The organism is Polynucleobacter sp. Fuers-14 (assembly GCF_018882045.1).
Lineage (GTDB): Bacteria > Pseudomonadota > Gammaproteobacteria > Burkholderiales > Burkholderiaceae > Polynucleobacter.
The window spans coordinates 168,498-193,711 of sequence record NZ_JACVPG010000003.1 but is presented as its reverse complement, the minus strand read 5'-3'; the positions used below and the strand labels follow the sequence as shown (position 1 = coordinate 193,711).

General features: G+C 45.5%; 25 protein-coding genes. 6 read left to right on the top strand and 19 right to left on the bottom strand.

Annotated features, from left to right (window positions below; genetic code table 11):
- Window positions 1–5: 5 nt before the first annotated feature.
- From ICN40_RS01705 to ICN40_RS01675, 7 genes are all read right to left on the bottom strand, one after another.
- Window positions 6–1,190, bottom strand: a complete 1,185-nt coding sequence (locus ICN40_RS01705; RefSeq protein ID WP_216241650.1) for an acetyl-CoA C-acyltransferase family protein — start codon at window positions 1,188–1,190, stop codon at window positions 6–8.
- 81 nt (window positions 1,191–1,271) lie between these two features.
- Window positions 1,272–2,630, bottom strand: a complete 1,359-nt coding sequence (rimO, locus tag ICN40_RS01700) for a 30S ribosomal protein S12 methylthiotransferase RimO (protein ID WP_216241647.1) — start codon at window positions 2,628–2,630, stop codon at window positions 1,272–1,274.
- Between the two features lie 2 nt (window positions 2,631–2,632).
- Window positions 2,633–3,193 carry a polyhydroxyalkanoate synthesis repressor PhaR gene (phaR, locus tag ICN40_RS01695; protein WP_215322134.1) on the bottom strand — a complete coding sequence of 187 codons (561 nt, stop codon included), beginning with the start codon at window positions 3,191–3,193 and terminating at the stop codon, window positions 2,633–2,635.
- A gap of 128 nt (window positions 3,194–3,321) precedes the next feature.
- A complete protein-coding gene (locus ICN40_RS01690) occupies window positions 3,322–4,062 on the bottom strand; it encodes a 3-ketoacyl-ACP reductase (protein WP_072582397.1) in 741 nt (246 codons plus the stop codon).
- A gap of 32 nt (window positions 4,063–4,094) precedes the next feature.
- Window positions 4,095–5,729: a class I poly(R)-hydroxyalkanoic acid synthase gene (gene phaC / locus ICN40_RS01685; protein WP_216241644.1), complete on the bottom strand. Its 1,635-nt coding sequence runs from the start codon at window positions 5,727–5,729 to the stop codon at window positions 4,095–4,097.
- A 116-nt stretch (window positions 5,730–5,845) separates the two neighbouring features.
- Entirely contained in the window at window positions 5,846–6,568 is a 723-nt protein-coding gene (pgeF, locus tag ICN40_RS01680; RefSeq protein ID WP_308281758.1) for a peptidoglycan editing factor PgeF, read from the bottom strand.
- Window positions 6,569–6,603: 35 nt separating this feature from the next.
- A complete protein-coding gene (locus ICN40_RS01675) occupies window positions 6,604–7,644 on the bottom strand; it encodes an RluA family pseudouridine synthase (RefSeq protein WP_216241639.1) in 1,041 nt (346 codons plus the stop codon).
- 20 nt (window positions 7,645–7,664) lie between these two features.
- Between ICN40_RS01675 and ICN40_RS01670 the strand changes: the two genes are divergently transcribed.
- Complete coding sequence (locus ICN40_RS01670) at window positions 7,665–8,552, top strand: outer membrane protein assembly factor BamD (RefSeq protein ID WP_216241637.1); 888 nt, start codon at window positions 7,665–7,667, stop codon at window positions 8,550–8,552.
- 71 nt (window positions 8,553–8,623) lie between these two features.
- On the opposite strand, the gene alr is transcribed toward ICN40_RS01670, so the two are convergent.
- Entirely contained in the window at window positions 8,624–9,715 is a 1,092-nt protein-coding gene (gene alr, locus ICN40_RS01665; RefSeq protein WP_216242031.1) for an alanine racemase, read from the bottom strand.
- A 73-nt stretch (window positions 9,716–9,788) separates the two neighbouring features.
- Between alr and lplT the strand changes: the two genes are divergently transcribed.
- A complete protein-coding gene (gene lplT, locus ICN40_RS01660; protein ID WP_216241635.1) occupies window positions 9,789–11,108 on the top strand; it encodes a lysophospholipid transporter LplT in 1,320 nt (439 codons plus the stop codon).
- Window positions 11,109–11,125: 17 nt separating this feature from the next.
- Here the strand turns inward: lplT and ICN40_RS01655 are convergent, their stop codons facing one another.
- From ICN40_RS01655 to scpA, 8 genes are read right to left on the bottom strand one after another with little or no spacing between them, the layout of a single operon-like run.
- Window positions 11,126–11,650: a hypothetical protein gene (locus tag ICN40_RS01655; RefSeq protein ID WP_216241632.1), complete on the bottom strand. Its 525-nt coding sequence runs from the start codon at window positions 11,648–11,650 to the stop codon at window positions 11,126–11,128.
- Window positions 11,647–12,177 carry a ribosomal protein S18-alanine N-acetyltransferase gene (rimI, locus tag ICN40_RS01650; protein ID WP_215322127.1) on the bottom strand — a complete coding sequence of 177 codons (531 nt, stop codon included), beginning with the start codon at window positions 12,175–12,177 and terminating at the stop codon, window positions 11,647–11,649. Before rimI ends, ICN40_RS01655 begins: the two co-directional genes overlap by 4 nt.
- Window positions 12,177–12,881, bottom strand: coding sequence for a tRNA (adenosine(37)-N6)-threonylcarbamoyltransferase complex dimerization subunit type 1 TsaB (gene tsaB, locus ICN40_RS01645; RefSeq protein WP_215322125.1), 705 nt, complete (start codon window positions 12,879–12,881; stop codon window positions 12,177–12,179). Before tsaB ends, rimI begins: the two co-directional genes overlap by 1 nt.
- Before the next feature lie 32 nt (window positions 12,882–12,913).
- Window positions 12,914–13,381 (bottom strand): VOC family protein, encoded by a 468-nt coding sequence (locus ICN40_RS01640; protein ID WP_215322123.1) that lies wholly within the window; start codon window positions 13,379–13,381, stop codon window positions 12,914–12,916.
- A gap of 14 nt (window positions 13,382–13,395) precedes the next feature.
- A complete protein-coding gene (gene accC, locus ICN40_RS01635) occupies window positions 13,396–15,420 on the bottom strand; it encodes an acetyl-CoA carboxylase biotin carboxylase subunit (protein ID WP_216242029.1) in 2,025 nt (674 codons plus the stop codon).
- A 27-nt stretch (window positions 15,421–15,447) separates the two neighbouring features.
- Complete coding sequence (locus ICN40_RS01630; protein WP_216241630.1) at window positions 15,448–16,980, bottom strand: acyl-CoA carboxylase subunit beta; 1,533 nt, start codon at window positions 16,978–16,980, stop codon at window positions 15,448–15,450.
- Between the two features lie 10 nt (window positions 16,981–16,990).
- Complete coding sequence (gene meaB / locus ICN40_RS01625; protein WP_216241628.1) at window positions 16,991–18,016, bottom strand: methylmalonyl Co-A mutase-associated GTPase MeaB; 1,026 nt, start codon at window positions 18,014–18,016, stop codon at window positions 16,991–16,993.
- A 14-nt stretch (window positions 18,017–18,030) separates the two neighbouring features.
- Complete coding sequence (scpA, locus tag ICN40_RS01620) at window positions 18,031–20,205, bottom strand: methylmalonyl-CoA mutase (RefSeq protein WP_216241625.1); 2,175 nt, start codon at window positions 20,203–20,205, stop codon at window positions 18,031–18,033.
- 96 nt (window positions 20,206–20,301) lie between these two features.
- Between scpA and ICN40_RS01615 the strand changes: the two genes are divergently transcribed.
- Window positions 20,302–20,940, top strand: a complete 639-nt coding sequence (locus ICN40_RS01615; protein ID WP_216241623.1) for a GntR family transcriptional regulator — start codon at window positions 20,302–20,304, stop codon at window positions 20,938–20,940.
- 70 nt (window positions 20,941–21,010) lie between these two features.
- Here ICN40_RS01615 and ICN40_RS01610 read toward each other — a convergent pair whose 3' ends face one another.
- Entirely contained in the window at window positions 21,011–21,364 is a 354-nt protein-coding gene (locus ICN40_RS01610; RefSeq protein ID WP_216241619.1) for a cytochrome c, read from the bottom strand.
- 31 nt (window positions 21,365–21,395) lie between these two features.
- Entirely contained in the window at window positions 21,396–21,758 is a 363-nt protein-coding gene (locus tag ICN40_RS01605) for a cytochrome c (RefSeq protein WP_216241616.1), read from the bottom strand.
- A gap of 163 nt (window positions 21,759–21,921) precedes the next feature.
- On the opposite strand from ICN40_RS01605, the gene ICN40_RS01600 reads away from it, so the two are divergent.
- From ICN40_RS01600 to ICN40_RS01590, 3 genes are read left to right on the top strand one after another with little or no spacing between them, the layout of a single operon-like run.
- Window positions 21,922–22,791: an AAA family ATPase gene (locus ICN40_RS01600; RefSeq protein WP_374222773.1), complete on the top strand. Its 870-nt coding sequence runs from the start codon at window positions 21,922–21,924 to the stop codon at window positions 22,789–22,791.
- 24 nt (window positions 22,792–22,815) lie between these two features.
- Window positions 22,816–23,991, top strand: coding sequence for a VWA domain-containing protein (locus tag ICN40_RS01595; protein WP_215360208.1), 1,176 nt, complete (start codon window positions 22,816–22,818; stop codon window positions 23,989–23,991).
- A 35-nt stretch (window positions 23,992–24,026) separates the two neighbouring features.
- Complete coding sequence (locus tag ICN40_RS01590) at window positions 24,027–24,485, top strand: RidA family protein (protein WP_216241613.1); 459 nt, start codon at window positions 24,027–24,029, stop codon at window positions 24,483–24,485.
- 15 nt (window positions 24,486–24,500) lie between these two features.
- Here ICN40_RS01590 and ICN40_RS01585 read toward each other — a convergent pair whose 3' ends face one another.
- Complete coding sequence (locus tag ICN40_RS01585) at window positions 24,501–25,151, bottom strand: NTP transferase domain-containing protein (protein WP_216241609.1); 651 nt, start codon at window positions 25,149–25,151, stop codon at window positions 24,501–24,503.
- Window positions 25,152–25,214 lie beyond the last annotated feature (63 nt).

The following is a 25,214-nucleotide window of genomic DNA, read 5'->3' as shown; positions in this document are numbered from 1 at the left end:
TATGTTTATAGACGCTCAAAAATAGTAGCGATACCTTGACCACCACCAATACACATTGTTACCAAAGCATATTTACCTTGAACGCGGTGTAACTCATGGATTGCCTTAGTAGCAATCGCTGCGCCAGAACAGCCAATTGGGTGGCCCAAAGCGATTGCACCACCGTTGACGTTAGTCTTGGCCGGATCTAAGCCCAAACCTTTAGTAACCGCCAACGCTTGAGCAGCAAAAGCCTCGTTAGACTCAATGACGTCCATTTGATCTAATTTCAGACCGGCGCGCTCAAGAGCTAATTTGGTTGCGGGAATTGGGCCTTCACCCATGATGTGGTTTGGAACTCCAGCTACTGCATAAGATACCAAACGAGCGATAGGCTTATGACCAGCTTTCTTTGCAGTTTCAGCATCAGCCAATACAAAGAATGCGGCACCATCATTAATACCCGATGCATTACCAGCCGTTACAGAACCACCCTCTTTTTTGAACACTGCCTTCATCTTGGCAAGCGTTTCCATCGTAGTTTCAGGCTTCACATGCTCATCGGTATCAAACACTACATCACCCTTACGAGTTTTAATAGTGATTGGCACGATCTGAGATTTAAAGCGACCTTCTTTAATTGCATTAGCAGCACGACGATGAGATTCCATGGCTAGAGCATCTTGCTCATCACGTGTTAACTTCCATTTTTCAACGAGATTTTCTGCTGTAACGCCCATATGACCAACACCAAATGGGTCAGTCAAAATACCAACCATCAAGTCGATCATTTTGGTATCGCCCATGCGTGCACCACTGCGCATCGCTGGAGAGCCATACATGCCGCGGGACATAACTTCAACGCCACCGCCAATACCATAGTCACAATCTCCCAACATAATTTGCTGTGCAGTTGTAACGATTGCTTGCAAGCCAGAGCTACACAAACGATTTAATGCCATTGCCACTGATTCCATTGGCAGGCCAGCCTGGATAGATGCAACCCGTGCTACATAACCATAGCGGCTATCTGTAGGAATGGTGTTGCCCACAGTAATGTAATTAATCAAAGCAGGATCTACGCCTGAACGTGCTACCGCCTCTTTCATCACGATACCGCCGAGCTCGGAAGGCTCAAAACTACTGAGAGCGCCATTAAAGGTGCCAATTGCGGAACGAACTGCACTTAAGACAACGACATCACGACTCATATCAATCCCCTTTGCTAAGCCCAATTATTAGGCTGACTTTGTACTAAATAAGTAATCCAACTATCAGTTTTATTGCATTCGTCAAGTTTCGGCTATTAGGTCATGCCCTTGGGAGCTAATCACAGTAGCCTTGATGATTTCACCGGCACGATAGCGCTTAGAGGGCTTGCTAGGAGGCAAAACCCTAACTAGACCATCAATTTCTGGGGCATCGCCAATCGTTCTGCCAATTCCGCCAGATTCATCTACTCGATCAATGATGACCTGAACACGCTTGCCTATTTTTTTTGCAAGCCGTTTTATGGAAATATCTTCGGCTTTAGCCATAAATCTAGCGCGCCGCTCTTCTCTAATCTCAGAAGGAATTGGGTTATCCAATTGGTTCGCTGTAGCCCCCTCAACGGGTGAGTAGGCAAAACAACCAGCGCGATCAATTTGCGCCTCATCCAAGAAATTAAGAAGGTGTTCAAACTCCTCTTCGGTCTCTCCAGGGAAGCCTGCAATAAAGGTACTGCGAATAACCAAATCAGGACAAGCTTCGCGCCACGCCAAGATACGCTCCAAGTTCTTCTCACCACTCGCAGGACGCTTCATACGCTTGAGGACATCTGGGTGAGAATGCTGCAATGGAATATCCAAGTAAGGTAGAACGCCATAACCATATTCTGAAAACTCGGCCATCAATGGCAAGACATTGTCCACATGTGGGTATGGGTAAACATAATGCAATCGCACCCAAGCCTGATGCTCGCGAGCAATTTGATTTAAAGCATTTACCAAATCAAACATTTTCGTTTTGACTGGTTTGCCATCCCAAAAGCCAGTGCGATATTGAATATCAACACCATAAGCACTAGTGTCTTGTGAGACAACTAGTAACTCTTTTACGCCAGACTCAAACAATCTTTTAGCTTCAAGTAACACTTCACCAATCGGCCGTGAAACTAAATCACCACGCATATTGGGAATAATGCAGAAAGTACAACGATGGTTACAGCCTTCACTAATTTTGAGGTAGGCGTAATGCTTTGGCGTCAGTTTGACGCCAGCCGGGGGAACTAAATCAGTGAATGGATCATGCGGTTTAGGTAGATGCAAATGAATGGCTTGCATTACCTCGTCGGTAGCATGAGGGCCTGTAACGGCGAGGACTTTGGGGTGAATGCTTGAAATGAGGTCGCTACCGTCAGCATTTTTTCTCGCACCCAGACAACCAGTCACAATGACTTTGCCATTTTCAGCGAGAGCCTCGCCAATAGCCGAAAGACTCTCCTCTACGGCTGAGTCAATGAAGCCACAGGTATTCACAACTACAAGATCGGCGCCAGAGTAATCCTTGGCGGTCTCATATCCCTCAGCGCTCAATTGCGTCAGGATAAGTTCAGAGTCTACAAGTGCCTTAGGGCACCCTAAGGATACAAATCCAATTTTCCCAGCCACAACTATTCTTTTTCAGTTTTATTGGGCTGAGGGGTAAATGGAAAGTTTCCAAAAATATTTTGAGAACCCTGCACCTGTTCTTGCATTTTGATAAAGAGATCTTTACTTTGCTCCATGTAGTTACCCATCAAGCCTTGCATCAGCGGGTTTTGGAGATTCATCATTTGTGACCATGCCTCTGGTGTACTGCCAGCACCGAGGCCCTTCGTTTGATCGCCAAGCTTATTGTGAATGTCCACAAATGATTGCATGGTCTTCTCAAGATAGTTACCCATCAAACCCTGCATGGAGTTTCCATAAAAGCGAATGATTTGCGAAAGCATTTGTGATGAAAATACTGGTGCGCCACCAGCCTCTTCCTCAAGAATAATTTGCAGCAATATATTGCGCGTTAAATCTTCTTCAGTTTTGGCATCAACTACTTTAAATACTTCATTAGCCATAACCAAGTTTTTGATGTCAGATAGCGTGACGTATGTACTTGTCTGGGTGTCGTAGAGACGACGATTCGGATACTTCTTAATGAGCCGATCTTCGCCAGCTCGTTTAGCGCGGGTAACCATGTATTTTCCTTACTATTTACTGCATCGCAACATCAGCGTAGTTTAGCCTTAAGTTGACCAAAAGGTAAATATGCTGTGTTGCGTACTGCACGTACTACAAATACTGAATTAATTGTTGCAGTGCAATATTAACCAGTGTGGATACCGCCGTTTAGGGAGAAGTCTGCACCAGTAGCATAGCCACCATCTTCAGAAGCTATCCAGCAGCAGATAGAGGCAATCTCTTCAGGAGTGCCCAAACGCTTGACTGGAATGCCAGAAACAATCTTCTCAAGGACATCTTCGCGGATAGCTTTAACCATATCAGTGCCGATATAACCAGGGGACACCGTATTTACAGTAACGCCCTTAGTGGCAACTTCTTGAGCTAAAGCCATAGTAAAGCCGTGCAGACCTGCCTTTGCAGTGGAATAGTTCGCCTGACCAAACTGGCCCTTTTGACCATTGACAGAGGAAATATTAATAATCCGGCCCCAGTTATTTTCAACCATGCCATCAATCACTTGTTTGGTAACGTTAAACAAGGAATTCAGGTTGGTATCAATCACAGCTTTCCATGCGTCTGGGGTCATTTTGCGGAAAACGCTGTCACGGGTAATGCCGGCGTTATTTACCAATACGTCTACACGACCTACTTCAGCCTTAACCTTCTCAAAGGCAGCGACCGTACTATCCCAATCGGAAACATTACCTTCGGAAGCAATAAAATCATAGCCCAAGGCTTTTTGCTCGCCAATCCAGCGATCTTTACGCGGAGAATTTGGACCACAGCCTGCGATCACTTTAAAGCCATCTTTAGCTAAACGTTGGCAGATAGCGGTACCAATACCACCCATACCACCAGTTACATATGCGACTTTTTGAGACATTACTTTCCCCTTTTTAAAACCTTCGTTAATTATTAATTGAGTTCTGGCGTTGCTTTTTCTTTTACATACACGCCAGGTGCCGCTTCCATTTTTTTGTACTTAGCATTTCCAAAAGTAGTACCTGCTGGTTTCATTTCACCGCCAAATTGCGCAAGCCATTTGGTGTAATCAGGCCACCAACTTCCTGGAATTTGTTTTGCCCCCTCTAGCCACTCCTGGGCTGTTGGAGCAATCTTGTTATTTTCAAAGTAATAACGCTTATTTTTAGCCGGAGGATTGATCACACCCGCAATATGTCCAGAAGCGCCTAATACGAAACGATTTTTACCTTTCAGAAGATGAGTCGATTCGTAAGCAGACCTCCAAGGAACAATGTGATCTTCTTGGGATGCATATAAATATGCGGGGCAATTGATTTTTCCGAGATCCACTTTTTCACCGCAAATTTTTACTTTGCCGGGCTTCACTAAATCATTCTGCAAGTAGGTATGTCGAAGGTACCAGCAGTACATTGCGCCAGGAAGATTAGTGGAGTCGCCATTCCAATACAACAAATCAAATGGTGGGGGTGAATTACCTTTGAGGTAGTTCTCCACTACGTAGTTCCATACCAAATCATTCGGACGCAAGAATGAAAAGGTATTGCCTAAATCGAGGCCTGACATCATGCCGTACTTACCGCCCTTACCGCCAATAGAGTTCTCGCGCATCTCCACCATGCCTTCATCGATAAAGACATCCAGAATTCCGGTATCCGTGAAATCCAATAAGGTGGTTAGGAGTGTCAAGCTTGCTGCTGGATGCTCGTCTCGGGCTGCCAGCACAGCCAATGCAGAGCTGGTTAAGGTCCCGCCAACGCAGAACCCTAAGATATTAATTTGCTTGGTATCGCCAATTTCTTTTACGACTTCAATTGCTTTGATAACACCCTTACCTACGTAATCATCCCAGCTCACTTGAGCCATGGAAGCATCTGGGTTCTTCCAGGAAACCAAGAACACGGTATGCCCTTGACTCACCATATGACGAACGACAGAGTTGTCAGGTTGTAAATCGAGAATGTAATACTTATTGATGCATGGTGGCACCATTAAATAAGGGCGTTCAAATACTTGCTCTGTTAATGGCGTGTATTGAATTAGCTCGAATAACTCATTACGAAATACCACATGACCTTCTGTAGTGGCAATATTTTTGCCCACTTCAAAAGCAGATTCATCTGTTTGAGAGACCTTACCTTTTTTCATATCTCCCAACAAATTCACAATCCCTTTTTGAATTGATTGTCCTTGGGAGCTAATAATGCTTTCTAATACCTCTGGATTGGTGGCAATAAAGTTAGATGGTGACAAAGCATCAATCATTTGCTCAGTAGTAAATAATATTTTCTGCTTTGACTTTTCGTCCGTCTCAACTGCTTTTGCTAACTCCATGAGATGCTTGGAATTAAGTAAATAAGTAGCAGCAATGACTTTGCTCCAGGATGAGTGCCAGGCCTTACCTGCAAAACGACGATCTTTAACCTCAATCGCTTCAGGATTGGTTGCAATGTGCGCTAATTCAGTGAAATATTCTTTTTGGATTTCAGATAAACGCTCTGGCGGAATGAGCGCCATATGATGCGGTGCCAAAGATGGTGTTACACCGGTATTCATGCCTGCAAACATAGTAGTCTCTTCAATTAGTTAGAGACATTCTCCGCCCTTAAGCACTATAGAGTTATACGCAATAACCCTAGCTTGGTGCACGGGCTAGTACTAACCCGCATGCTTTTGTGCACAAGCTATTTTTCAATCCAGATGGCTGAGGCAAATCTTCCAGTCTCGCCATCGCGACGATAAGAAAAAAACTGCTGCTGATCTCGAACAGTGCAGTATTCGCCACCGAAAATCATTTTTACGCCACAAGCCTCTAAACGTGCTCGTGCCAACAGGTAGATATCTGCCAGAAACTTTCCAGGTTTATGAGGTATTTCTGTGAATGCATTCTTTGGAACAACAAAGCCGGAGTCTTGAAATGACTTCATAACATCCTCTCCAACCTCAAATGATTCAGGTCCAATTGCTGGTCCTAGCCAAGCCATGAAGTCTGCCGCAGTGGATCCATCAGAAATCTTGAGCAACTCAGCAATGGTATTTTCCAAAATTCCAGCGCACAGCCCCCTCCAGCCAGCATGTGCGGTACCAACCGCAGTCCCTTTAGAGTTAGTAAATAACACTGGCAAGCAATCTGCCGTCATGATGACCAAAACCTCTTCAGGAGCATTGGTAACTGAGGCATCAGCCTCAATTGCTAGCCCCCGGTTTAAGTCTCGACTTTTCGGAGTGCTTACTGTTGTTTGGTGAGTCTGCTTTAACCAGATAGGCTCACCTGGCATCTCTTTAGTAAAAATAGCTCTATTAACTAAAACAGCCTCAGCCCGGTCTCCCACATGATCGCCCAGATTTAGGGAATCATATGGGGATTGACTTACCCCGCCTAACCTTGTGCTGACTGCTGTGCGCACCGAGTTTGGGGTGGGCCATTGAGGCTCAACCAAACTCAACGGAGTGACTCATTTTCAATAGAGGCCAACACGACAGATTCTTTCGGAAGAACTTCGCCACTCATTCCCAGTTGCGGTAATAAGTCCAATAAATCCTGTGGTGGCAAGCGGAACCAAGTCATTAATTCATGTTTCACCGGATGTTGAAGACTTAAAGCAAAGGCATGTAAAGCCTGGCGATTAAATGAAAGATTTTTAGCTGCACCCGGAACCTTTTTGCGGTAGACCGGGTCGCCCACCAATGGAAAACCGAGTGATTCAAGATGTACACGAATCTGATGCGTACGCCCTGTTTCCAGGCGACACTCTAACAATGTGACAGCAGCCTCTCCAACCAAACCCTTGGCTAAGCGTCGAAATAAAGTAGCTGCCGGTTTTCCTTGTGGACTGCCTGCAGCCATCTTGAGGCGATCTCGCTGATCACGCCCAACCGAAGCCAGGACTTTGCCTTGACTTGGGGCATCACCCCACACCCAAGCCAAATAGCGACGTCCCACCGTTCTTTCTTGAAGTTGACGTACTAGGGAGGTTTGGGCTTGGGATGTTCTCGCCACGACCATCAGGCCTGAAGTGTCCTTATCCAGGCGATGCACTATTCCCGCCCTGGGGAGTAACTTGAGCTCAGGATAATGAAATAAGAGCCCATTCAACAGGGTTCCGGTCCAATTTCCCGCCGCTGGATGTACTACGAGGCCAGGCGTCTTATTGACCACAATGATGTCCTCATCCTCGTAGACCACATCTAGGGGAATATTTTCAGGGTTGAAAGCAAATTGCTCAGGCATTTCCTGTGGAAAAACCTTAATGCTCTCACCGCCATGGAGCAAATAACGGGCTTTGGTAACCTTTCCATCGACCATAACGGCGCCAGCTTCAACCCAAGCCTTAAGGCGATTGCGTGAATAATCAGGCAAAGACCCTGCTAGTACCTTGTCCAAACGCTCGCCAGCCATCTCTAAAGGGATATCTAGGGAGATGAAATCCTCATCATCGATATAATCAATGGGATTCGATTCAGGAGTTTCCGGCAATGCCACGCTTAGAGAGCCTTTCAGTTATGTCCGACGTAATATCAGACGCCAGTTTAAGGCTTGCTGGGAATTCACCCTCACAAAAAAAGAGCTTCCATGTAAGTGGCTCTCCTTTTGCCCTGCTTTTAGCCTTCATGTTCGCATTAATGCTTTTGAGTGGATGCGCAGGTAGCGATAGCAGCAAAGATGACACCGATATTTGGTCAGAGGCAAAGCTCTACTCTGAAGCCACTGACAAACTCAATGATGCTGACTTTGCTAAGTGCGGCAAGTACTTTGAAAAATTAGAGGCGCGCTTTCCTTTCGGACCCTATTCACAACAAGCACAAATTAACTCTGCTTATTGCTACTGGAAAGCGCAAGAACAAGCTCAAGCACTGGTTGCGATTGATCGCTTTATTAAATTACATCAAGGTAGCGAGAGTCTAGATTACGCTTATTACTTAAAAGGCCTCATTACCTTTAATGATGACTTAGGATGGCTTGGCAAGTTTACTGGCCAGGACCTCAGTGAGCGCGACCCTAAAGCTGCTAAAGAAGCTTTTGAGTCCTTCAAAGTAGTAGTAGATCGTTTCCCAGACAGCAAGTACGCTCCAGATGCATTAGATCGCATGCGCTATATAGTGAATTCTCTTGCTGAGGCGGATGTGATTGTTGCGCGCTTTTATTATCAACGTGGCGCCTATCTGGCCGCAGCCAATCGCGCTCAGCTAGTTATACGTGATTACGATCGCGCACCTGCCGTTGAAGAGGCGCTCTACATTCTCACCAAGTCTTATGAGAAGCTCGGCATGGTTGAACTAAGCAATGATTCAGCCCGCGTCTTCAAATTAAACTTCCCAGACAGCCAAATGATGATCACCGGTCAACGTGTTAAAAAAGAGCGCAGATGGTGGCAGTTCTGGAATAAGTAAGATTGCTTCATTCTCAAAAAAATCCTCCGCTGTGGAGGATTTTTTATTTTCCGGCTTGGCATTTTCTTTATCTACTGAATCTCTACAGGAACCCTAGGCGCCACAGCACAAAGCAACTCATAACCAATGGTTCCACTCATTTGTGCCACATCATCAACTGGAACTTTATTACCCCAAAGCTGCACAACACTCCCAATTCCTGCATTTGGTACTTTGCTTAAATCAATTGTCAGCATGTCCATAGAAACTCTTCCAACTAGAGGGCAAATGATTCCATGATCACTATTGCCAACCCAAACTGGCGTGCCATCTTGAGCATGACGTGGATACCCATCAGCATAGCCACAAGCCACAATACCAATTCGCATGGCATTAAGCGCCTCATAACGACCGCCGTAACCAATGCGATCGCCTTTTTGAAGTTCTTGAACATCAATAATTTCACTATGAAGTTGCATGACCGCTCTGAGATTGGCATGCTCAATATCAGCATGCAGTCCTGTTGGTGATGCGCCATAGAGCATGATACCTGGGCGCACCCAATCGCCTAAGGCGTTGCGATGCCACAAAATAGCTGCAGAGTTAGCTAGCGATGTTGCACCTTCTAGACCAGCAATCGCTTCATTAAATAATTCTTGTTGACCGCCAACTGAGGGTAACTGATCCACTTGATCAGCATTGGCAAAATGGGTCATGTGATGCATGTGATAACCAGCCGCGTGCAAGCGATGAAAAATAGTTCGATAAATTTCAGGCTTAAATCCCAGGCGATTCATGCCGGTATTCATCTTTAGAAAGACACTTAAAGGCTTATGGTTTTTTCCTTTAAATCGCTCCAGCCAATCTACTTGAGCATCACAGTGGACCACAAGGTCACACGCTAAATCTTCCGCTCGGCTTAGCTCATTTTCATGAAATAAACCTTCTAAAAGGAGGATTCGCCCCTGCCAGCCATGCTCCCTTAGCCAGGCGGCGTCCTGTATGTCTAACAAGGCAAAGCCATCCGTAGAGGACAGCCCCTTTAATGCCGCTTCAAAACAATGACCATAGGCTCGAGCCTTGATGACAGACCAGATTTTGGATTCTGGCGCCAATTCCCGAACTCGGTTTAAATTATGCTGAAAGGCGGCACTATTAATAGATGCCAAAATTGGCCTATTAATCAGGCCGTTAGCTGAATCACCCATTTTCACCCCCCTTTCATGCTTTAATTGCAGTAATGACTAGATTGTACGAATGAACCGTAGCTTTTACATCATTATGGCGGCGCAATTTTTTTCGTCGCTTGCCGATAATGCTCTCCTAATTGCCGCTATTGCGCTTTTGGCCCAGCTTCAAGCTCCGGCCTGGATGACGCCGTTGCTCAAATTGTTCTTTGTATTGTCCTACGTTCTTCTAGCAGCCTTTGTTGGAGCCCTTGCAGACTCCCGACCCAAGGGTAATGTCATGTTTATCACCAATACCATTAAGTTTGTTGGCTGCGTGACCATGTTGTTCGGTAGCCATCCTCTAATGGCCTATGCCATCGTCGGCCTAGGTGCCGCTGCTTACTCGCCAGCTAAATACGGGATTCTGACCGAACTTCTACCTCCTGAAAAATTAGTTGCAGCCAATGGTTGGATCGAGGGATTAACGGTAAGCTCAATCATTTTAGGCACCGTTTTAGGTGGCGTACTGATTAGTAGCACGGTATCTCAAAGCCTTTTAGCACTAGACATACCTACATTTGATACTGGCATTGATACGCCAGCCGAGTCGGCAATTCTGATCATCATGATGATTTATGTCGTTGCCGCACTCATTAACTTAAAGATTCCCGATACTGGCGCGCGTTACGTTTCTCAGAAAACCAATCCAATTGAGTTGGTCAAAGACTTTGCCATTTGCTTTAAGACGCTCTGGAATGATCGCTTAGGTCAAATCTCCCTAGCGGTAACAACCTTGTTTTGGGGTGCTGGTGCAACCCTGCAATTCATTGTCATTAAGTGGGCGCAAGTGGCTTTGCATATGAACCTATCCCAGGGGGCCATTTTGCAAGCCATTTCCGCTGTAGGTGTTGCTGGTGGCGCTGTTTATGCAGCTTGGCGTATTCCGCTTCGCAAATCCTTAAAGGTATTGCCCTATGGCATTGCTATGGGCCTGGTGGTCTGCATCATGGCAGTCTATAACTCAGATATGCTTCCCAATACAAGCATCCTTACAGTGGGTAAGTTTCAGATATCCCTAAACTTATTGCCTGCTTATTTTTTATTAATTTTAGTAGGTTGGTTAGCGGGTTATTTTGTAGTGCCAATGAATGCCTTGTTGCAACATCGCGGTCACGTCCTAATGTCTGCAGGCCACTCCATTGCAGTACAAAACTTTAACGAAAACATTTCTGTTTTGGTGATGTTGTTAGTTTATTCTCTGCTGATCTGGCTGGATATACCAGTTCAATTTGTAATTATCGGATTCGGTTTGATTGTTAGCCTAATTATGTGGCTAGTGATTAAACGCCACGCCAGAAATCAAGCGGAGTATGACTCCATGCACCTGATCGGCGAACACAAGCAATAGGTTTGCTTACAATTACATCAACTGTTTTGCAGCACAGATCTCGCTAACAACATATCCTGCCAGAGCAACGCTTTATCACTTGGTTTTGTAAGTACTTGATTGAGCTCAAAAGAAGCAATCACAGGAATCTCTTCCTCATTGCCAGTATTTAAAGCTAAAACCGTTTCGCGCAACTGCGGCAATGGATCTCTTTCACCAGTAATTTTTTGAGCAGTAGGTCCACCGAAGGCAACTGCTACAACAGGCATTTCAGGGGCGCTCAACTGACTCAGACTCTGACTTGGATTTTTCCAAGCCCACTCATTTTTAGCCAGCCCCAATACACGAATCATATTTTGGAACAAGATTTGAGCATCGCCCTGTGGTTCGCTACCAAAAAACCACCACATTCCATGACTGGTTCTTGGAGTTGACTGTGCAACCTCAGGGGAGGCTTGAGCGTTGGTCTGCTCGGCTACTAAAGCTGTCGCTTGTACAACATCCCGGGAAGCCCATTCGGTGATGCCCATCTCTTTTAGGAAGGCTGAATGTGTATTGGTCATGGCTCTAGCTTAATCGATTTGGCCATAACGAGCGCATCTTCACGAGATCCAGTCTCCAGATTCGCTGGATAGTAATTCTTGCGCACGCCGATTTGCTCGTAACCCAATTTTTGATAGAGCGTTATCGCAGCTGTATTGCTTGGTCTTACCTCTAAGATAATTCGGGGCATTTTTTGTTGGGCTGCTACACCCTCAATCGCAGCCATCATTCTTTGGCCCAAACCAAGTTTACGCAAATGGGGCGACACCGTAATATTGAGAAGGTGCAATTCATCTACCGCGGGAAAAAGGATGCAGTAAGCCCAAAGCACTGCTGGATCCAAATAACTACCCTTCACCATTTGGTCTACTTGCGGACGAATGCAATAAGCCCAATGTCCAGCAGCCAAAGAATCGGAAAAATTACCTTTTGTCCAAGGGTGAATGTGCGAGACGGACTCTATCTTGAGAACTTCATCTAAGTCTACAACTTGCATTGGCATGAACGAGAGCTCTGCAATACCTCCTGCCGGGGAAATATCAGACATTATTTCATCCCCCCTTCACGCTCTGCAGTGGTAAATGCCACTTTATTTCGCACATACATTGGCTCAAGCAGTCGAACATCTTCCTGCAGCCCTTCTTTAAACGATTGTTTGGCGCACTCTAAGACACCCAATGCAGAGATTGAGATCTCGACATCCTTTGGACCATCAAATAGGGGCATACGATTGCTGTAGGCATTTAAAGCGCTACCAGCTATGAGTTGCAAGCCATCAAAGTTAAGCACTTCAGGCTTTGTGAGGTGAATATCACTCACGCGTTTTGGTAATTGAGTAGCTTGAGACTCATAGTTCGCCCAATAAATTTCTTCCATGCGTGCATCAATGGCTATCATGAAGCGTTGAGGCTTGGTCTTTTTATAAATCTCGGCGCTGGTAATTTGCGCGGCTATTGCATCTAAGCTACATACGGATATGACCGGAAGATTATTTGAAATTGCCAGGCCTTGAACTGCAGCCACACCCAATCTAACCCCCGTGAATGCGCCGGGACCAATACCAACAGCAATAGCATCAAGATCTTTTAAAGACAGTTTTGCATTAGCTAGCAGCGACTCAACCCAGGGCAATAGAAGTTGGCTGGCACCAGCTGAAACAGCTTCATGCCTGAACTCTGGTGCTTTATCACCTAAAGATAAAGCCACCGAACACCACGCTGAAGAGGTGTCGATGGCCAATATATTTGCCAATTTGAATCCTGTTTGCTAATTACAAAACCAAATTATGAACTTAATCCTGCAATCACCTCAGGAGGCGCTTGAACCAGCTCAATGAGCACCCCTTCACCGCTAATCGGGAACTCGTCATTCCCCTTGGGGTGCACAAAAGTAATGTCATAGCCTGCAGCACCCTTGCGGATGCCCCCTGGAGCAAAGCGCAGGCCATTGGCTGAGAGCCACTCAACCGCTTTAGGGAGGTCATCCACCCACAAACCAATATGGTTCAGGGGTGTCTGATGTACAGCTGGTTTCTTTTCGATGTCAAATGGCTGCATCAGATCAACCTCTATCTCATAGGCACCTGAACCAATCGCACAAATATCTTCATCTACGTTTTCACGCTCAGAGACAAAAGTACTTTTGTATTCAAATCCGAGCATATCAACCCACAACTTCTTGAGTCGATCTTTATTTTCGCCGCCTATTGCGATTTGCTGAATACCTAAAATCTTAAATGGCTTAGTGCTCATAGTCATTAACCTGGTTACTCAAAGCGGATAATTAATTGATCCACCGCCAAGCTATCACCCTCTTTAGCGCAAATTTCAGCAACCACACCATCTTGCATAGCGGATAGCGTATTTTCCATCTTCATCGCTTCAATTGAGGCTAGTTTCTGACCTGCGGTAACCGCTTCACCTGCCTTGACAGCAATTTTCGTTAATAGGCCTGGCATTGGAGACATTACTAATTTAGAAGTATCTGGCGGTAACTTGACAGGCATGCGACGTTGTAACTCTGCTCCCAAAGGGCTCAGAACCATACATTCGAAATGGGCGCCATCCAGAATTAACAGATACTTAACGCCACGACGCTCTACTTGTGCAGTAATCTTATGTGTACCGTTAATGGTTGCGTGCAGACAAATCTGCCCAGGACGCCAGTCACTCACAATGTCATAACGGCTCACACCATCAGCATCATCGATGTATACAGAATAGATGCCGTCTTTCAATTCAACGCGAATAGGCACTTCATACGGATCATTCATGGAACCGGTTTTTTTACCAGTAACCACTACGAATTTCTTGGCAATGATCATTTCATGGCCAGCTAATTGACCATCAATCATCTTGATATGCTCTAGATAGCGATAGCGCATAAACGCGGCTAATGCTGCCAAACGCTTCGGATCAGCAGGCTGTACAGAATCCTTTTTAAAGCCCTCTGGATATTCTTCAGCGATAAAGCCAGTTGTAAAGTCGCCATTTACAAAGCGAGGGTGCTGAAGTAGTGCTGCCTGGAATGGGATGTTGGAATGAATACCGCGAATCACAAAATCATTCAATGCTGCACGCATCTTTTCAATTGCTTCCGTACGATCCTTGCCGTGAACAATCAATTTAGCAATCATTGAGTCGTAGTACATCGGAATTTCACCGCCCTCATACACGCCAGTATCTACACGCACTCCGTTAATAGCCTCTGGTGGACGGTACTTCACTAGACGGCCAGTTGAAGGTAGGAAGTTGCGGAATGGATCATCAGCGTTGATACGGCACTCCATCGACCAACCATCCAACTTCACATCTTCTTGCTTGAATGCCAACTTCTCGCCTGCAGCTACCCGAATCATCTGCTCGACCAAGTCAAGGCCAGTAATACTTTCGGTCACTGGATGCTCAACCTGCAAACGGGTATTCATTTCAAGGAAATAGAAAGACTTATCTTTACCAACCACAAACTCCACTGTGCCGGCGGATTGGTAGTTCACAGCTTTTGCCAATGCAACCGCTTGTTCGCCCATCGCTTTACGAGTCGCCGGATCGATAAAAGGTGAAGGCGCTTCTTCAATGACTTTTTGATGACGGCGCTGAATGGAGCAATCGCGCTCATTGAGATAAACCACATTGCCAAATGAGTCGCCTAAAACCTGAATCTCAATATGACGCGGGCCTTCAACAAACTTCTCAATAAAAATACGATCGTCACCGAAGCTGTTCATCGCTTCCGTTTTGCAAGCTGCAAAACCTTCGGCAGCTTCTTTGTCGTTAAATGCAACGCGCAAGCCCTTACCACCACCGCCTGCCGAAGCTTTAATCATGACAGGATAGCCAATGCCTTGAGCAATTTTGACCGCTTCTTCAGTGGTATCAATGGCCTCGTTATAACCAGGAATCGTATTCACCTTAGCTTCTAACGCAAGCTTCTTGGAGGCAATCTTGTCACCCATAGCAGCGATCGATTGATGCTTAGGGCCAATAAAGACAATGCCTTCTTCTTCGCAACGCTTAGCAAACTGCTCGTTCTCCGATAAGAAGCCGTAGCCAGGATGAACCGCTTCAGCGCCTGTATCTTTGCAGGCCTGGATAATTCGGTCCATTACTAAGTAGGATTCACGCGAAGGTGCTGGTCCAATGCAAACAGCCTCATCTGCCAGTTGTACGTGACGCGCCTCTTTATCTGCCTCAGAATAAACAGCAACAGTCTTGATGCCCATTTTTTTAGCGGTCATCATCACACGGCAAGCAATCTCGCCGCGGTTAGCAATCAGTATTTTCTTAAACATTTTCGTAGTCATAATTTGTCAGCGCCTTTACAGAGGAATATTGCCGTGTTTACGCGCAGGATTCTTCAAGTCTTTGTCTTTGAGCATCGCTAGTGAACGAGCAATCCGTTTACGGGTCTCATGCGGGAGAATGACGTCATCGATGTAACCGCGACGACCTGCTACAAAGGGGTTGGCAAACTTCGACTTGTACTCAGCTTCACGTGCAGTGATTTTTTCTGGATCCGATTTCTCTTCACGGAAAATAATCTCAACAGCGCCCTTAGGGCCCATCACGGCAATTTCTGCTGAAGGCCAGGCAAAGTTTACGTCACCACGTAAATGCTTAGAAGCCATCACATCATAGGCGCCACCGTATGCTTTTCTAGTAATTAAGGTCACCTTGGGCACGGTGCAATCAGCGTACGCATAGAGCAATTTCGCACCATGCTTAATAATGCCGCCGTATTCCTGTGCAGTGCCAGGCATAAAGCCAGGAACGTCAACCAAAGTCACTACCGGAATATTGAAGGCATCGCAGAAGCGCACGAATCTCGCAGCCTTGATGGATGCCTTGATATCCAAACAACCGGCCAAAATCAGTGGTTGATTAGCAACAATACCTATCGAACGGCCTTCGATACGAGCAAAGCCAATCACGATGTTTTTTGCGTAGTCAGGCTGTAATTCAAAGAATTCACCGTCGTCCACAATCTTCTCAATCAACTCTTTCATATCGTATGGTAGATTGGGATTGGATGGCACCAAGGTATCCAATGAAAAATCAGGCTCTTCTGTACGGTTTGCACCTTTGATCAAAGGGGGTTTTTCACGGTTTGAGAGCGGTAAGTAGTTAAAGAAACGACGCAGCATCATGATCGCATCAACATCGTTATCGAAAGCCAAATCGCAAACACCTGATACTGTTGAGTGAGTTACAGCACCACCTAATTCTTCAGCAGTAACATCTTCATGAGTAACGGTCTTCACTACTTCAGGGCCCGTCACAAACATGTAAGAACTATCTTTGACCATGAAAATGAAGTCGGTCAAGGCCGGGGAATATACAGCGCCACCAGCCGAAGGCCCCATGATCAGGGATATTTGCGGGATTACGCCGGATGCGGTTACATTGCGCTGAAAAATCTCTGCATAGCCGCCAAGCGAGGCAACACCCTCTTGAATACGCGCACCGCCAGAGTCATTCAGGCCGATTACAGGAGCGCCTACCTTGAGGGCTTGATCCATGATCTTGCAAATCTTTTCTGCATGGGCCTCTGATAAGGAGCCGCCTAAAACGGTGAAGTCTTGAGAGAAAACAAACACCAGACGGCCATTAATCATTCCATAACCAGTGACAACCCCATCGCCAGGAACAGTTTGATCAGCCATGCCAAAATCATGACAACGGTGCTCAACGAACATATCCCACTCTTCGAATGTGCCAGCATCAAGCAAAAGCTCAATACGCTCACGAGCAGTTAATTTACCCTTCGCATGTTGAGCCTGTATGCGCTTTTGCCCTCCACCCAATCGAGCAAGCTCACGCTTAGCTTCGAGTTGTTGAATGATTTCCTTCATTTCCTGCTCCTTAGAAAAATTCATGCCCCATGGCTTCCAGTAGTCGTCTTGCCGCTACTGAAGCTGCCATAGTTCCTTGGTTTACCTGTGCCGCCAAGCTTGGTAGAAGCGCTTGAACGGCTTCATTACTACGAAATGCATTTTTTAATCCTACATCGATGCGATCCCACATCCATGCACCTGATTGCTCTTTACGACGAGAGTCAAATTTCCCATTGGCCTTTTGGAGAGATTCAAAATGAGAGACCTTTTCCCATAACTCCGGAACGCCTTTACCTTCTAAAGCACTTAAGGTCATGACTTGTGAGTGCCAAAATTCTTTGTCATGGGATGCGTGATCCGGATTGCCTTGAAAGCCTAGCAGTCGCAATGAACTTGTAATAAATGACTGAGCGCGCATTGCAGCATCAGGATCAATATCTACTTTGTTGATGACGATCAGATCGGCGATTTCCATCACACCCTTTTTAATCGCTTGTAGATCATCGCCGGCATTGGGGAGTTGCATTAGCAGGAACATGTCTGTCATACCCGCAACTGCAATCTCACTCTGCCCTACGCCAACGGTTTCAACAATAATTACATCAAAACCTGCCGCTTCAGCAACCAACATGGCTTCACGCGTCTTCTCTGCAACACCACCCAGCGTACAAGATGATGGGCTTGGGCGAATAAAGGCGTGCTCCAGAACGGATAGACGCTCCATACGAGTCTTATCACCCAAAATAGAACCTCCAGAGATGCTGGAAGAAGGATCAATCGCCAAAACAGCAACTCGATGACCTTTTTCAATAAGGTAAAGACCTAAAGTCTCAATCAGGGTTGACTTGCCAACACCTGGAACACCTGAAATTCCCAGACGAAATGATTTACCTGTTTTTGGCAATAGATAATTCAGTACATCATCGGCGCGATGACGGTGATCTAGGCGAGTTGATTCAAGCAGCGTAATGATCTTCGCTAATGCACGTCGCTGTTTAAGCGATGGCGCACCAGTGAGATCATTCACTAGAGCTTGATCAGCGGCTTCGAGCATGCCTATAGCCCGTACTATGCTGGTTTAACAGACTTGCGGATTTGCTCGAGCACATCCTTAGCCGAAGCCGGAATTGGAGTGCCTGGACCGTAAATACCTTTAACACCCGCCTCATAGAGGAACTCGTAATCTTGTCTTGGAATCACACCACCAACAAATACGATGATGTCGTCTGATCCCTGTCTTTTTAATTCAGCAATGATGGCTGGCACCAAGGTCTTATGGCCGGCCGCTAAAGTGGAGACACCCAATGCATGTACGTCATTCTCGATCGCTTGGCGTGCACATTCTTCTGGAGTTTGAAATAAAGGCCCGATATCCACGTCAAAACCCAAGTCAGCATAAGCTGTAGCAACCACCTTTGCACCACGGTCGTGGCCATCTTGCCCCAACTTAGCAATCATCACGCGTGGACGACGACCAAAGTCTTTTGCAAAGTCAGAAATTTCAGTTTGGAGTTTTGCCCAGCCTTCGGCTGAGTCATAAGCAGCTGCATACACACCGGTCACCTTTTGAGTATCGGCGCGATGGCGCCCGTAAACTTTTTCTAATGCATCAGAAACTTCACCAACAGTTGCTCGTAATCGAATTGCATTGACAGATAACTCCAACAAGTTTCCAGAGTTATCTTCAGCAGCCTTAGTTAATGCCTCTAATGCAGCTTCTACTTTTTTGGAGTCACGCTTAGCCTTAATTTCCTTAAGACGTGCAACCTGACCTTCACGGACTTTATCGTTGTCGATCATTAATACATCAACAAGATCTTCTTTGCCAAGCTTGTATTTATTTACACCCACAATTACGTCGGAGCCTGAATCTATCTTGGCCTGTTTTTCAGCAGCAGCAGCTTCAATTTTGAGTTTGGCCCAACCACTTTCAACCGCCTTGGTCATACCACCCATGGCCTCAACTTCTTGAATAATTTCCCAGGCTTTGTCAGCCATTTCTTGAGTTAGGTTTTCCATCATGTAGGAGCCTGCCCATGGATCGATCACGCTAGGAATGTGAGTTTCTTCTTGAAGGATCAACTGAGTATTACGCGCAATACGGCTCGAGAACTCGGAAGGCAAGGCAATCGCCTCATCCAAAGAGTTGGTATGCAATGACTGTGTGCCACCAAATATTGCAGCCATCGCCTCTACCGTAGTTCTTACTACGTTGTTGTACGGATCTTGCTCGGTTAAGGACCAGCCCGATGTTTGACAGTGCGTACGCAACATTAAGGACTTCGGATTCTTTGGTTCGAAGGATTTCATAATGCGCCACCACAACAAGCGGGCGGCGCGCAACTTTGCCACTTCAAGGTAGAAATTCATACCAATCGCAAAGAAGAAAGAAAGGCGACCTGCAAAACCATCCACGTCTAACCCTTTAGCGAGTGCTGTTTTTACATACTCTTTACCATCGGCCAAGGTGAATGCCAACTCCAAAACTTGATTGGCTCCAGCCTCTTGCATGTGGTAACCCGAAATAGAAATCGAGTTGAACTTCGGCATGTGCTTAGCGGTGTATTCAATAATGTCGCCAATAATACGAATCGAAGGCTCTGGTGGATAAATGTAGGTGTTGCGCACCATAAACTCTTTCAGAATGTCATTCTGAATCGTTCCGGATAATTGCTCCTGCTTTACGCCTTGCTCTTCACCAGCAACGATGTATCCAGCCAAAACCGGCAATACAGCACCGTTCATCGTCATCGAAACAGATACCTTGTCCAATGGAATGCCATCGAACAAGATTTTCATATCCTCTACAGAGTCAATAGCAACACCGGCCTTACCAACGTCACCGGTAACACGTGGATGATCGGAGTCGTAACCGCGATGAGTAGCTAAGTCAAAAGCAACGGATACACCTTGACCACCTGCATCAAGCGCCTTGCGATAAAAAGCATTTGATTCTTCTGCAGTTGAAAAACCAGCGTACTGACGAATTGTCCAAGGACGAACCGAGTACATCGTTGCTTGAGGGCCGCGTACAAATGGCTCGAATCCAGGCAATGTATCGGTGTAGTTAAGACCCTCAACATCCGATGATGTGTATAAGGCTTTTAGATGAATTCCATCCGGAGTTTTCCAACCCAAGGAATCAACATCACCATTAGGTGCAGATTTTTGCGCTGACTTTTTCCAGGCCTCTAGATTGGCGTCTGGAAATGATGGCCATGAATTGTTTTCTTTAGAACTCACAAAAACTCCCGGTTAATTTTTGCTGCATTGCATCGAAATATCCTTACATTCTGCTTGACTATTTCTCATTTGTCTAGCTATGATGTATTCATAATTATGAATACAAAACTGAATAATAGGCCCTTATACGAAGACGTTGCTGACCGCCTGCGGGAGCAGATATTTAGCAAGCAATTGGCCCCAGGAAGCTGGCTGGATGAGCAATCTCTCGCAGATCAGTTTGGGATTAGTCGCACCCCTATGCGCGAAGCAATTAAAGTTTTAGCATCTGAGGGTCTTGTAACCATCAAGATGCGTCGTGGCGCCTATGTAACTGAGGTGGCCAGAAAAGATCTAGAGCAAATCTTCACGATTCTCTCCCTTTTAGAGGGTCAAGCAGCCAAGGAAACAGCAATCAAAGCGACTGAAGCTGAATTAAATATGCTGGATCACCTACACCACCGCTTAGAAAAAGCAGCTGCCGACCGTGATATTGAGCAGTTTTTTGAGATAAATGGCAAATTTCATGAGCTAATTCAAGAAATTGCAGGTAATAAATGGATGAATGGTGTCATTGCTGATCTTCGTAAAGTGCTCAAATTACATCGTAGGGACTCATTAACTAGCACTGGTAGACTGCAAAACTCTTTAGTTGAGCACCGAGAAATCCTTCGAGCACTGCTCAAGCGAGATGAGCAAGCTGCTGAAGCGGTGATGCGTAAACACCTTGCCCATGGGCTAGAAGCGTTAAGATAAAACCTATAAAAAATAAAGGCTTAGAAAGATATTCTAAGCCTTTAATCTAAGCAGCCTGAGCTAGCAGAGTTTACTTTTTAATAACAAAATTTCCTGGCAAACTTGAAATATAAGCGGCAATATCTTGCATATCAGCATCGCTAAAGGCCTGAACTTGGGAGCCCATGATGGCGTTATTACGACCATACTGAGGATTGCCGTTGCCTACTTTGTAAGCCTTCAAGGCGTAATACAAGTAGTCAGAATACTGACCAGCTAACCTTGGATAGGCGGGCAAGATTGGGGCATTGAGTCCAGCACCATGGCAAGAGGCGCAATTACCCTTCTCTACCAATGCCTGACCTTTATCTACGCTAGCAGCATTTGCTACGTTTACCAAACCAATGCTGGAGAGCAAAACTGCTGTAATTAGTACAAATTTCATAAAAGTATCTCTATGTATCTTTATCAATGAATCACTTCAATGGGTTGTTCGGTGTGCTAGCAGTTTGCGCAGCATAGTATTCGCCAATATCGGCCATATCTTGGTCAGACAAGCTGGCAGCAATAGCGCGCATCGTTGGATGCTTGCGCTCACCCTTTTTGTACTCTGACAAAGCAGTAGCAATATAGGCACCATTTTGACCGCCCAACATAGGCACTTTGTATACCAATGGGTAATCAGCGCGGTAATCAGGAATGGAGTGGCAACCAACACAAAGCCAAACCTTAGCATTACCAGCAGCGGCATTGCCTTTAACTTCATCAGCCTGAGCAACGCCTGCAAAAGCTAAAGTTGCAGCAACGGCCAAATAAGGAAGAAATGTGAGTTTTTTCATAGAAATCATTATTAATGAGTTTGATTTGGATCAATTTTGGAAGAGTATAGCGGACAGATGCCTTCCCCGTCATTTCAGAGGCCAAAATCAGTAGAAACACTGAAAAATTCCCCTCATTTACCTATACTTGAATGCTTAATCCAGTACTTATTTAGGTATGTCTATGAGCAAATCCTCCCCACTCTCTCAAAATCGCTTTGCAGGCAGCCAAAGCTATGTCGCTACCGATGATCTGAAATTGGCAGTAAATGCGGCCATTGCTCTGCAGCGCCCTCTTCTGATTAAAGGTGAGCCCGGCACTGGAAAAACCATGCTCGCTGAAGAAGTCGCTGCTGCCCTCAACATGCCGCTGTTGCAATGGCATATCAAATCAACCACTAAGGCTCAGCAGGGTCTATATGAATACGATGCTGTAAGCCGTTTGCGCGACTCCCAATTGGGTGATGAAAAAGTAAACGATATTCGCAACTACATTGTCAAAGGTGTTCTTTGGCAAGCTTTTGAAGCAGATGAGCCGACAGTATTGCTAATCGATGAAATCGATAAAGCGGATATTGAGTTTCCGAATGACTTATTACGTGAAATTGATCGCATGGAGTTTTATGTCTATGAAACTCGTGAATTGATTAAGGCTAAACATCGCCCGCTCGTCATCATTACCTCAAATAATGAAAAAGAATTGCCCGATGCCTTCTTACGTCGTTGCTTCTTTCATTACATCACCTTCCCGGACGCCAATACGATGCAAAGCATCGTGGATGTGCACCACCCCAATATCAAACAGGATCTTTTGGATGCTGCCCTCAAGGCCTTCTACCAGATACGCTCGTTGCCGGGCTTAAAAAAGAAGCCCTCTACATCTGAATTAATCGACTGGCTCAAGCTCTTATTGGCGGAAGATATCCCACCTGAAGCGCTGCACAGCAGCGATGAAAAGATTGTCGTACCACCATTGCATGGGGCTTTACTTAAGAATGAACAAGATATTCATCTATTTGAGCGCTTGGTCATGATGAATCGCAATCATCGCTAACTTGTTAGCCACAAGACTTCTGACATGTTGATTCAATTCTTCCTAAATCTGAAAGAGGCCAAGGTGCCTGTTTCAGTGCGAGAGTTTTTAACTCTTTTGGAGGGTTTGAAATCGGGCGTCATTAACCCCTCTATTGATGAGTTTTATCAGTTCTCGCGCTTAACCTTGGTTAAGGATGAGCAACACTTTGATCGCTTTGATCAAGTGTTTGGTAGCTACTTCAACGGGATTGAACAAATCATTGCGCTATCGCCAGATATTCCACTGGAATGGTTAGAGAAAAAACTTCAACGCGTACTAACGGATGAAGAAAAAGCTGCGTTGCAAAAACTAGGTGGTCCGGATGCCTTAAAGAAGCGGCTTGAGGAGCTTTTAAAAGAGCAAAAAGAATGGCATGGCGGTGGTAATAAATGGATTGGCGCAGGTGGCTCTTCACCATTTGGTCACAGCGGCTATCACCCCGAAGGCATCCGTATTGGTGGTGAGAGTGCCGGCAACAGAACGGCCATCAAAGTCTGGGAAGCTAGAGAATTTAAGGATTACGACAGCGATCTAGCATTAGGCACACGCAATATTAAAGTCGCTTTACGGCGCTTACGCCGCTTTGCGCGAGAGGGATCTACTTTAGAGTTAGATTTAGATAAAACCATTCATTCAACAGCTGCCAATGCCGGCATGCTCGATATTCAAATGCGACCCGAGCGACACAACCAGGTTAAGGTTCTGCTACTCATGGATGTCGGCGGTTCGATGGATGATCATATCCAACGCATTGCTGAGTTATTTTCTGCTGCCAAAGCTGAATTTAAGCACTTAGAACATTACTATTTCCATAACTGTGTTTATGAAAACTTATGGCAAAGCAATCGCCGCAGACGTGATCAAGTGACTGCAACGCAAGACATCATTAATAAATATGGGCCCGACTACAAGCTCATCTTTGTTGGAGATGCGACGATGTCTCCTTATGAAATATTGAGCCCTAACGGCTCCGTTGAATACAACAATAAAGAAGCGGGTGCTGTTTGGATTAATAGGCTCATTGACCACTTCCCACATTTTGCGTGGCTTAATCCTGAGCCCGAATCCATCTGGCAATACCGTCAATCGATCGACATCATGCAAAACCTCATGAAAGATCGTATGTACCCAGTCACTCTGAATGGTCTTGAAAGCGCCATGCGTCAACTTTCCAAGTAAGATTCTTTTTTTCAATTTAATTACAGAAACCCAATATGAGCACAACCATTAGCGAACGTCTTAAGACCCTCGGCATCGATTTACCGCCACCAGGACCTCCTGCTGCTGCCTATGTCATGGCTGCCACCACTGGTAATACCGTATTTCTTTCTGGTCACATTGCTAAGCAAGATGGCAAACCTTGGGTTGGTAAGCTCGGTAAAGACATGGATACAGAAACTGGTAAAGTCGCTGCCCGCGCTATTGCGATTGACCTGATTTCTACCTTACAAAACCACTTAGGCTCTTTGGATAAAGTAAAGCGCATCGTTAAAGTCATGGGCTTAGTGAACTCCACTGACAGCTACACAGAACAACATTTGGTAGTGAATGGCTGCTCAGAATTGTTGTTTGAAGTCTTCGGTGATAGCGGCAAACATGCGCGTAGCGCCTTTGGTGTTGCTCAAATCCCGCTTGGTGCTTGTGTAGAAATTGAACTCATTGCGGAGATTTAATTCGCCTTCATTGGATTAAATACTATCGAGCCCCAACCTTTGGATGTCGTTCTGTGTATCGACATCCATTACAAATGCTTGATTATCAGTAACAAAAGTTTTCACTTGCTCGGGATGTAGATCCATGTATGGTCTGCAGACCATTCCGGGTATTGCTAAGATTTTCTCAATGATTGGTTTTGAAAATAACACGGGGTTACCTCGTTGACCGTTCACCATCGGCAATACGATCTCTTGGTTTACGTCTCGTTGATTAAATTGCCACAGTAATGCGTCAATCTCATTGCTAGCTATGCCAGGCTGATCGCATAAAGCAATCAACAAAACATCGTAGTCACTTTTTAGAGATTCAAGACCAAGACGTACTGAAGAGGCTTGACCCAACTGTGGCTGAAGATTTTTTATCCAAGTTATAGGGTTTGCTACACCCTGCTTGAGTAAGTTGATTTCCGCTTCAATCTGGTCCGAATAAAAGCCTGTAACGACCAAAGTCTCAATGGGGTCAAAACTCTGTGTAGATTGAATAAAGCGCTTTAACAAACTATCTCCGCCTTTTTTTAATAAGGCTTTGGGATATCCGCCCAAACGACTTCCCTCACCCGCTGCCAATATCAGGATGGCTAGACGCAAATTGGGGCTGTTGGGGGATTCACCGGAGACTGTCATTAGAGTGATAATAAATAGTTATTAATAAAAGCTTTCACAAAAGAACGAAAAAGAAGAAAACGC

Excerpts from the sequence above, each read along its gene's own strand:
- ICN40_RS01705 (WP_216241650.1), bottom strand. The coding sequence starts at position 1,190 with ATGAGTCGTGATGTCGTTGTCTTAAGTGCAGTTCGTTCCGCAATTGGC.
- phaR (WP_215322134.1), bottom strand. The coding sequence starts at position 3,193 with ATGGTTACCCGCGCTAAACGAGCTGGCGAAGATCGGCTCATTAAGAAG.
- ICN40_RS01690 (WP_072582397.1), bottom strand. The coding sequence starts at position 4,062 with ATGTCTCAAAAAGTCGCATATGTAACTGGTGGTATGGGTGGTATTGGT.
- phaC (WP_216241644.1), bottom strand. The coding sequence starts at position 5,729 with ATGTTTGCAGGCATGAATACCGGTGTAACACCATCTTTGGCACCGCAT.
- ICN40_RS01670 (WP_216241637.1), top strand. The coding sequence starts at position 7,665 with ATGTCCGACGTAATATCAGACGCCAGTTTAAGGCTTGCTGGGAATTCA.
- lplT (WP_216241635.1), top strand. The coding sequence starts at position 9,789 with ATGAACCGTAGCTTTTACATCATTATGGCGGCGCAATTTTTTTCGTCG.
- ICN40_RS01655 (WP_216241632.1), bottom strand. The coding sequence starts at position 11,650 with ATGACCAATACACATTCAGCCTTCCTAAAAGAGATGGGCATCACCGAA.
- rimI (WP_215322127.1), bottom strand. The coding sequence starts at position 12,177 with ATGTCTGATATTTCCCCGGCAGGAGGTATTGCAGAGCTCTCGTTCATG.
- ICN40_RS01640 (WP_215322123.1), bottom strand. The coding sequence starts at position 13,381 with ATGAGCACTAAGCCATTTAAGATTTTAGGTATTCAGCAAATCGCAATA.
- accC (WP_216242029.1), bottom strand. The coding sequence starts at position 15,420 with ATGTTTAAGAAAATACTGATTGCTAACCGCGGCGAGATTGCTTGCCGT.
- ICN40_RS01630 (WP_216241630.1), bottom strand. The coding sequence starts at position 16,980 with ATGAAGGAAATCATTCAACAACTCGAAGCTAAGCGTGAGCTTGCTCGA.
- meaB (WP_216241628.1), bottom strand. The coding sequence starts at position 18,016 with ATGCTCGAAGCCGCTGATCAAGCTCTAGTGAATGATCTCACTGGTGCG.
- ICN40_RS01615 (WP_216241623.1), top strand. The coding sequence starts at position 20,302 with ATGAATACAAAACTGAATAATAGGCCCTTATACGAAGACGTTGCTGAC.
- ICN40_RS01610 (WP_216241619.1), bottom strand. The coding sequence starts at position 21,364 with ATGAAATTTGTACTAATTACAGCAGTTTTGCTCTCCAGCATTGGTTTG.
- ICN40_RS01605 (WP_216241616.1), bottom strand. The coding sequence starts at position 21,758 with ATGAAAAAACTCACATTTCTTCCTTATTTGGCCGTTGCTGCAACTTTA.
- ICN40_RS01600 (WP_374222773.1), top strand. The coding sequence starts at position 21,922 with ATGAGCAAATCCTCCCCACTCTCTCAAAATCGCTTTGCAGGCAGCCAA.
- ICN40_RS01595 (WP_215360208.1), top strand. The coding sequence starts at position 22,816 with ATGTTGATTCAATTCTTCCTAAATCTGAAAGAGGCCAAGGTGCCTGTT.
- ICN40_RS01590 (WP_216241613.1), top strand. The coding sequence starts at position 24,027 with ATGAGCACAACCATTAGCGAACGTCTTAAGACCCTCGGCATCGATTTA.
- ICN40_RS01585 (WP_216241609.1), bottom strand. The coding sequence starts at position 25,151 with ATGACAGTCTCCGGTGAATCCCCCAACAGCCCCAATTTGCGTCTAGCC.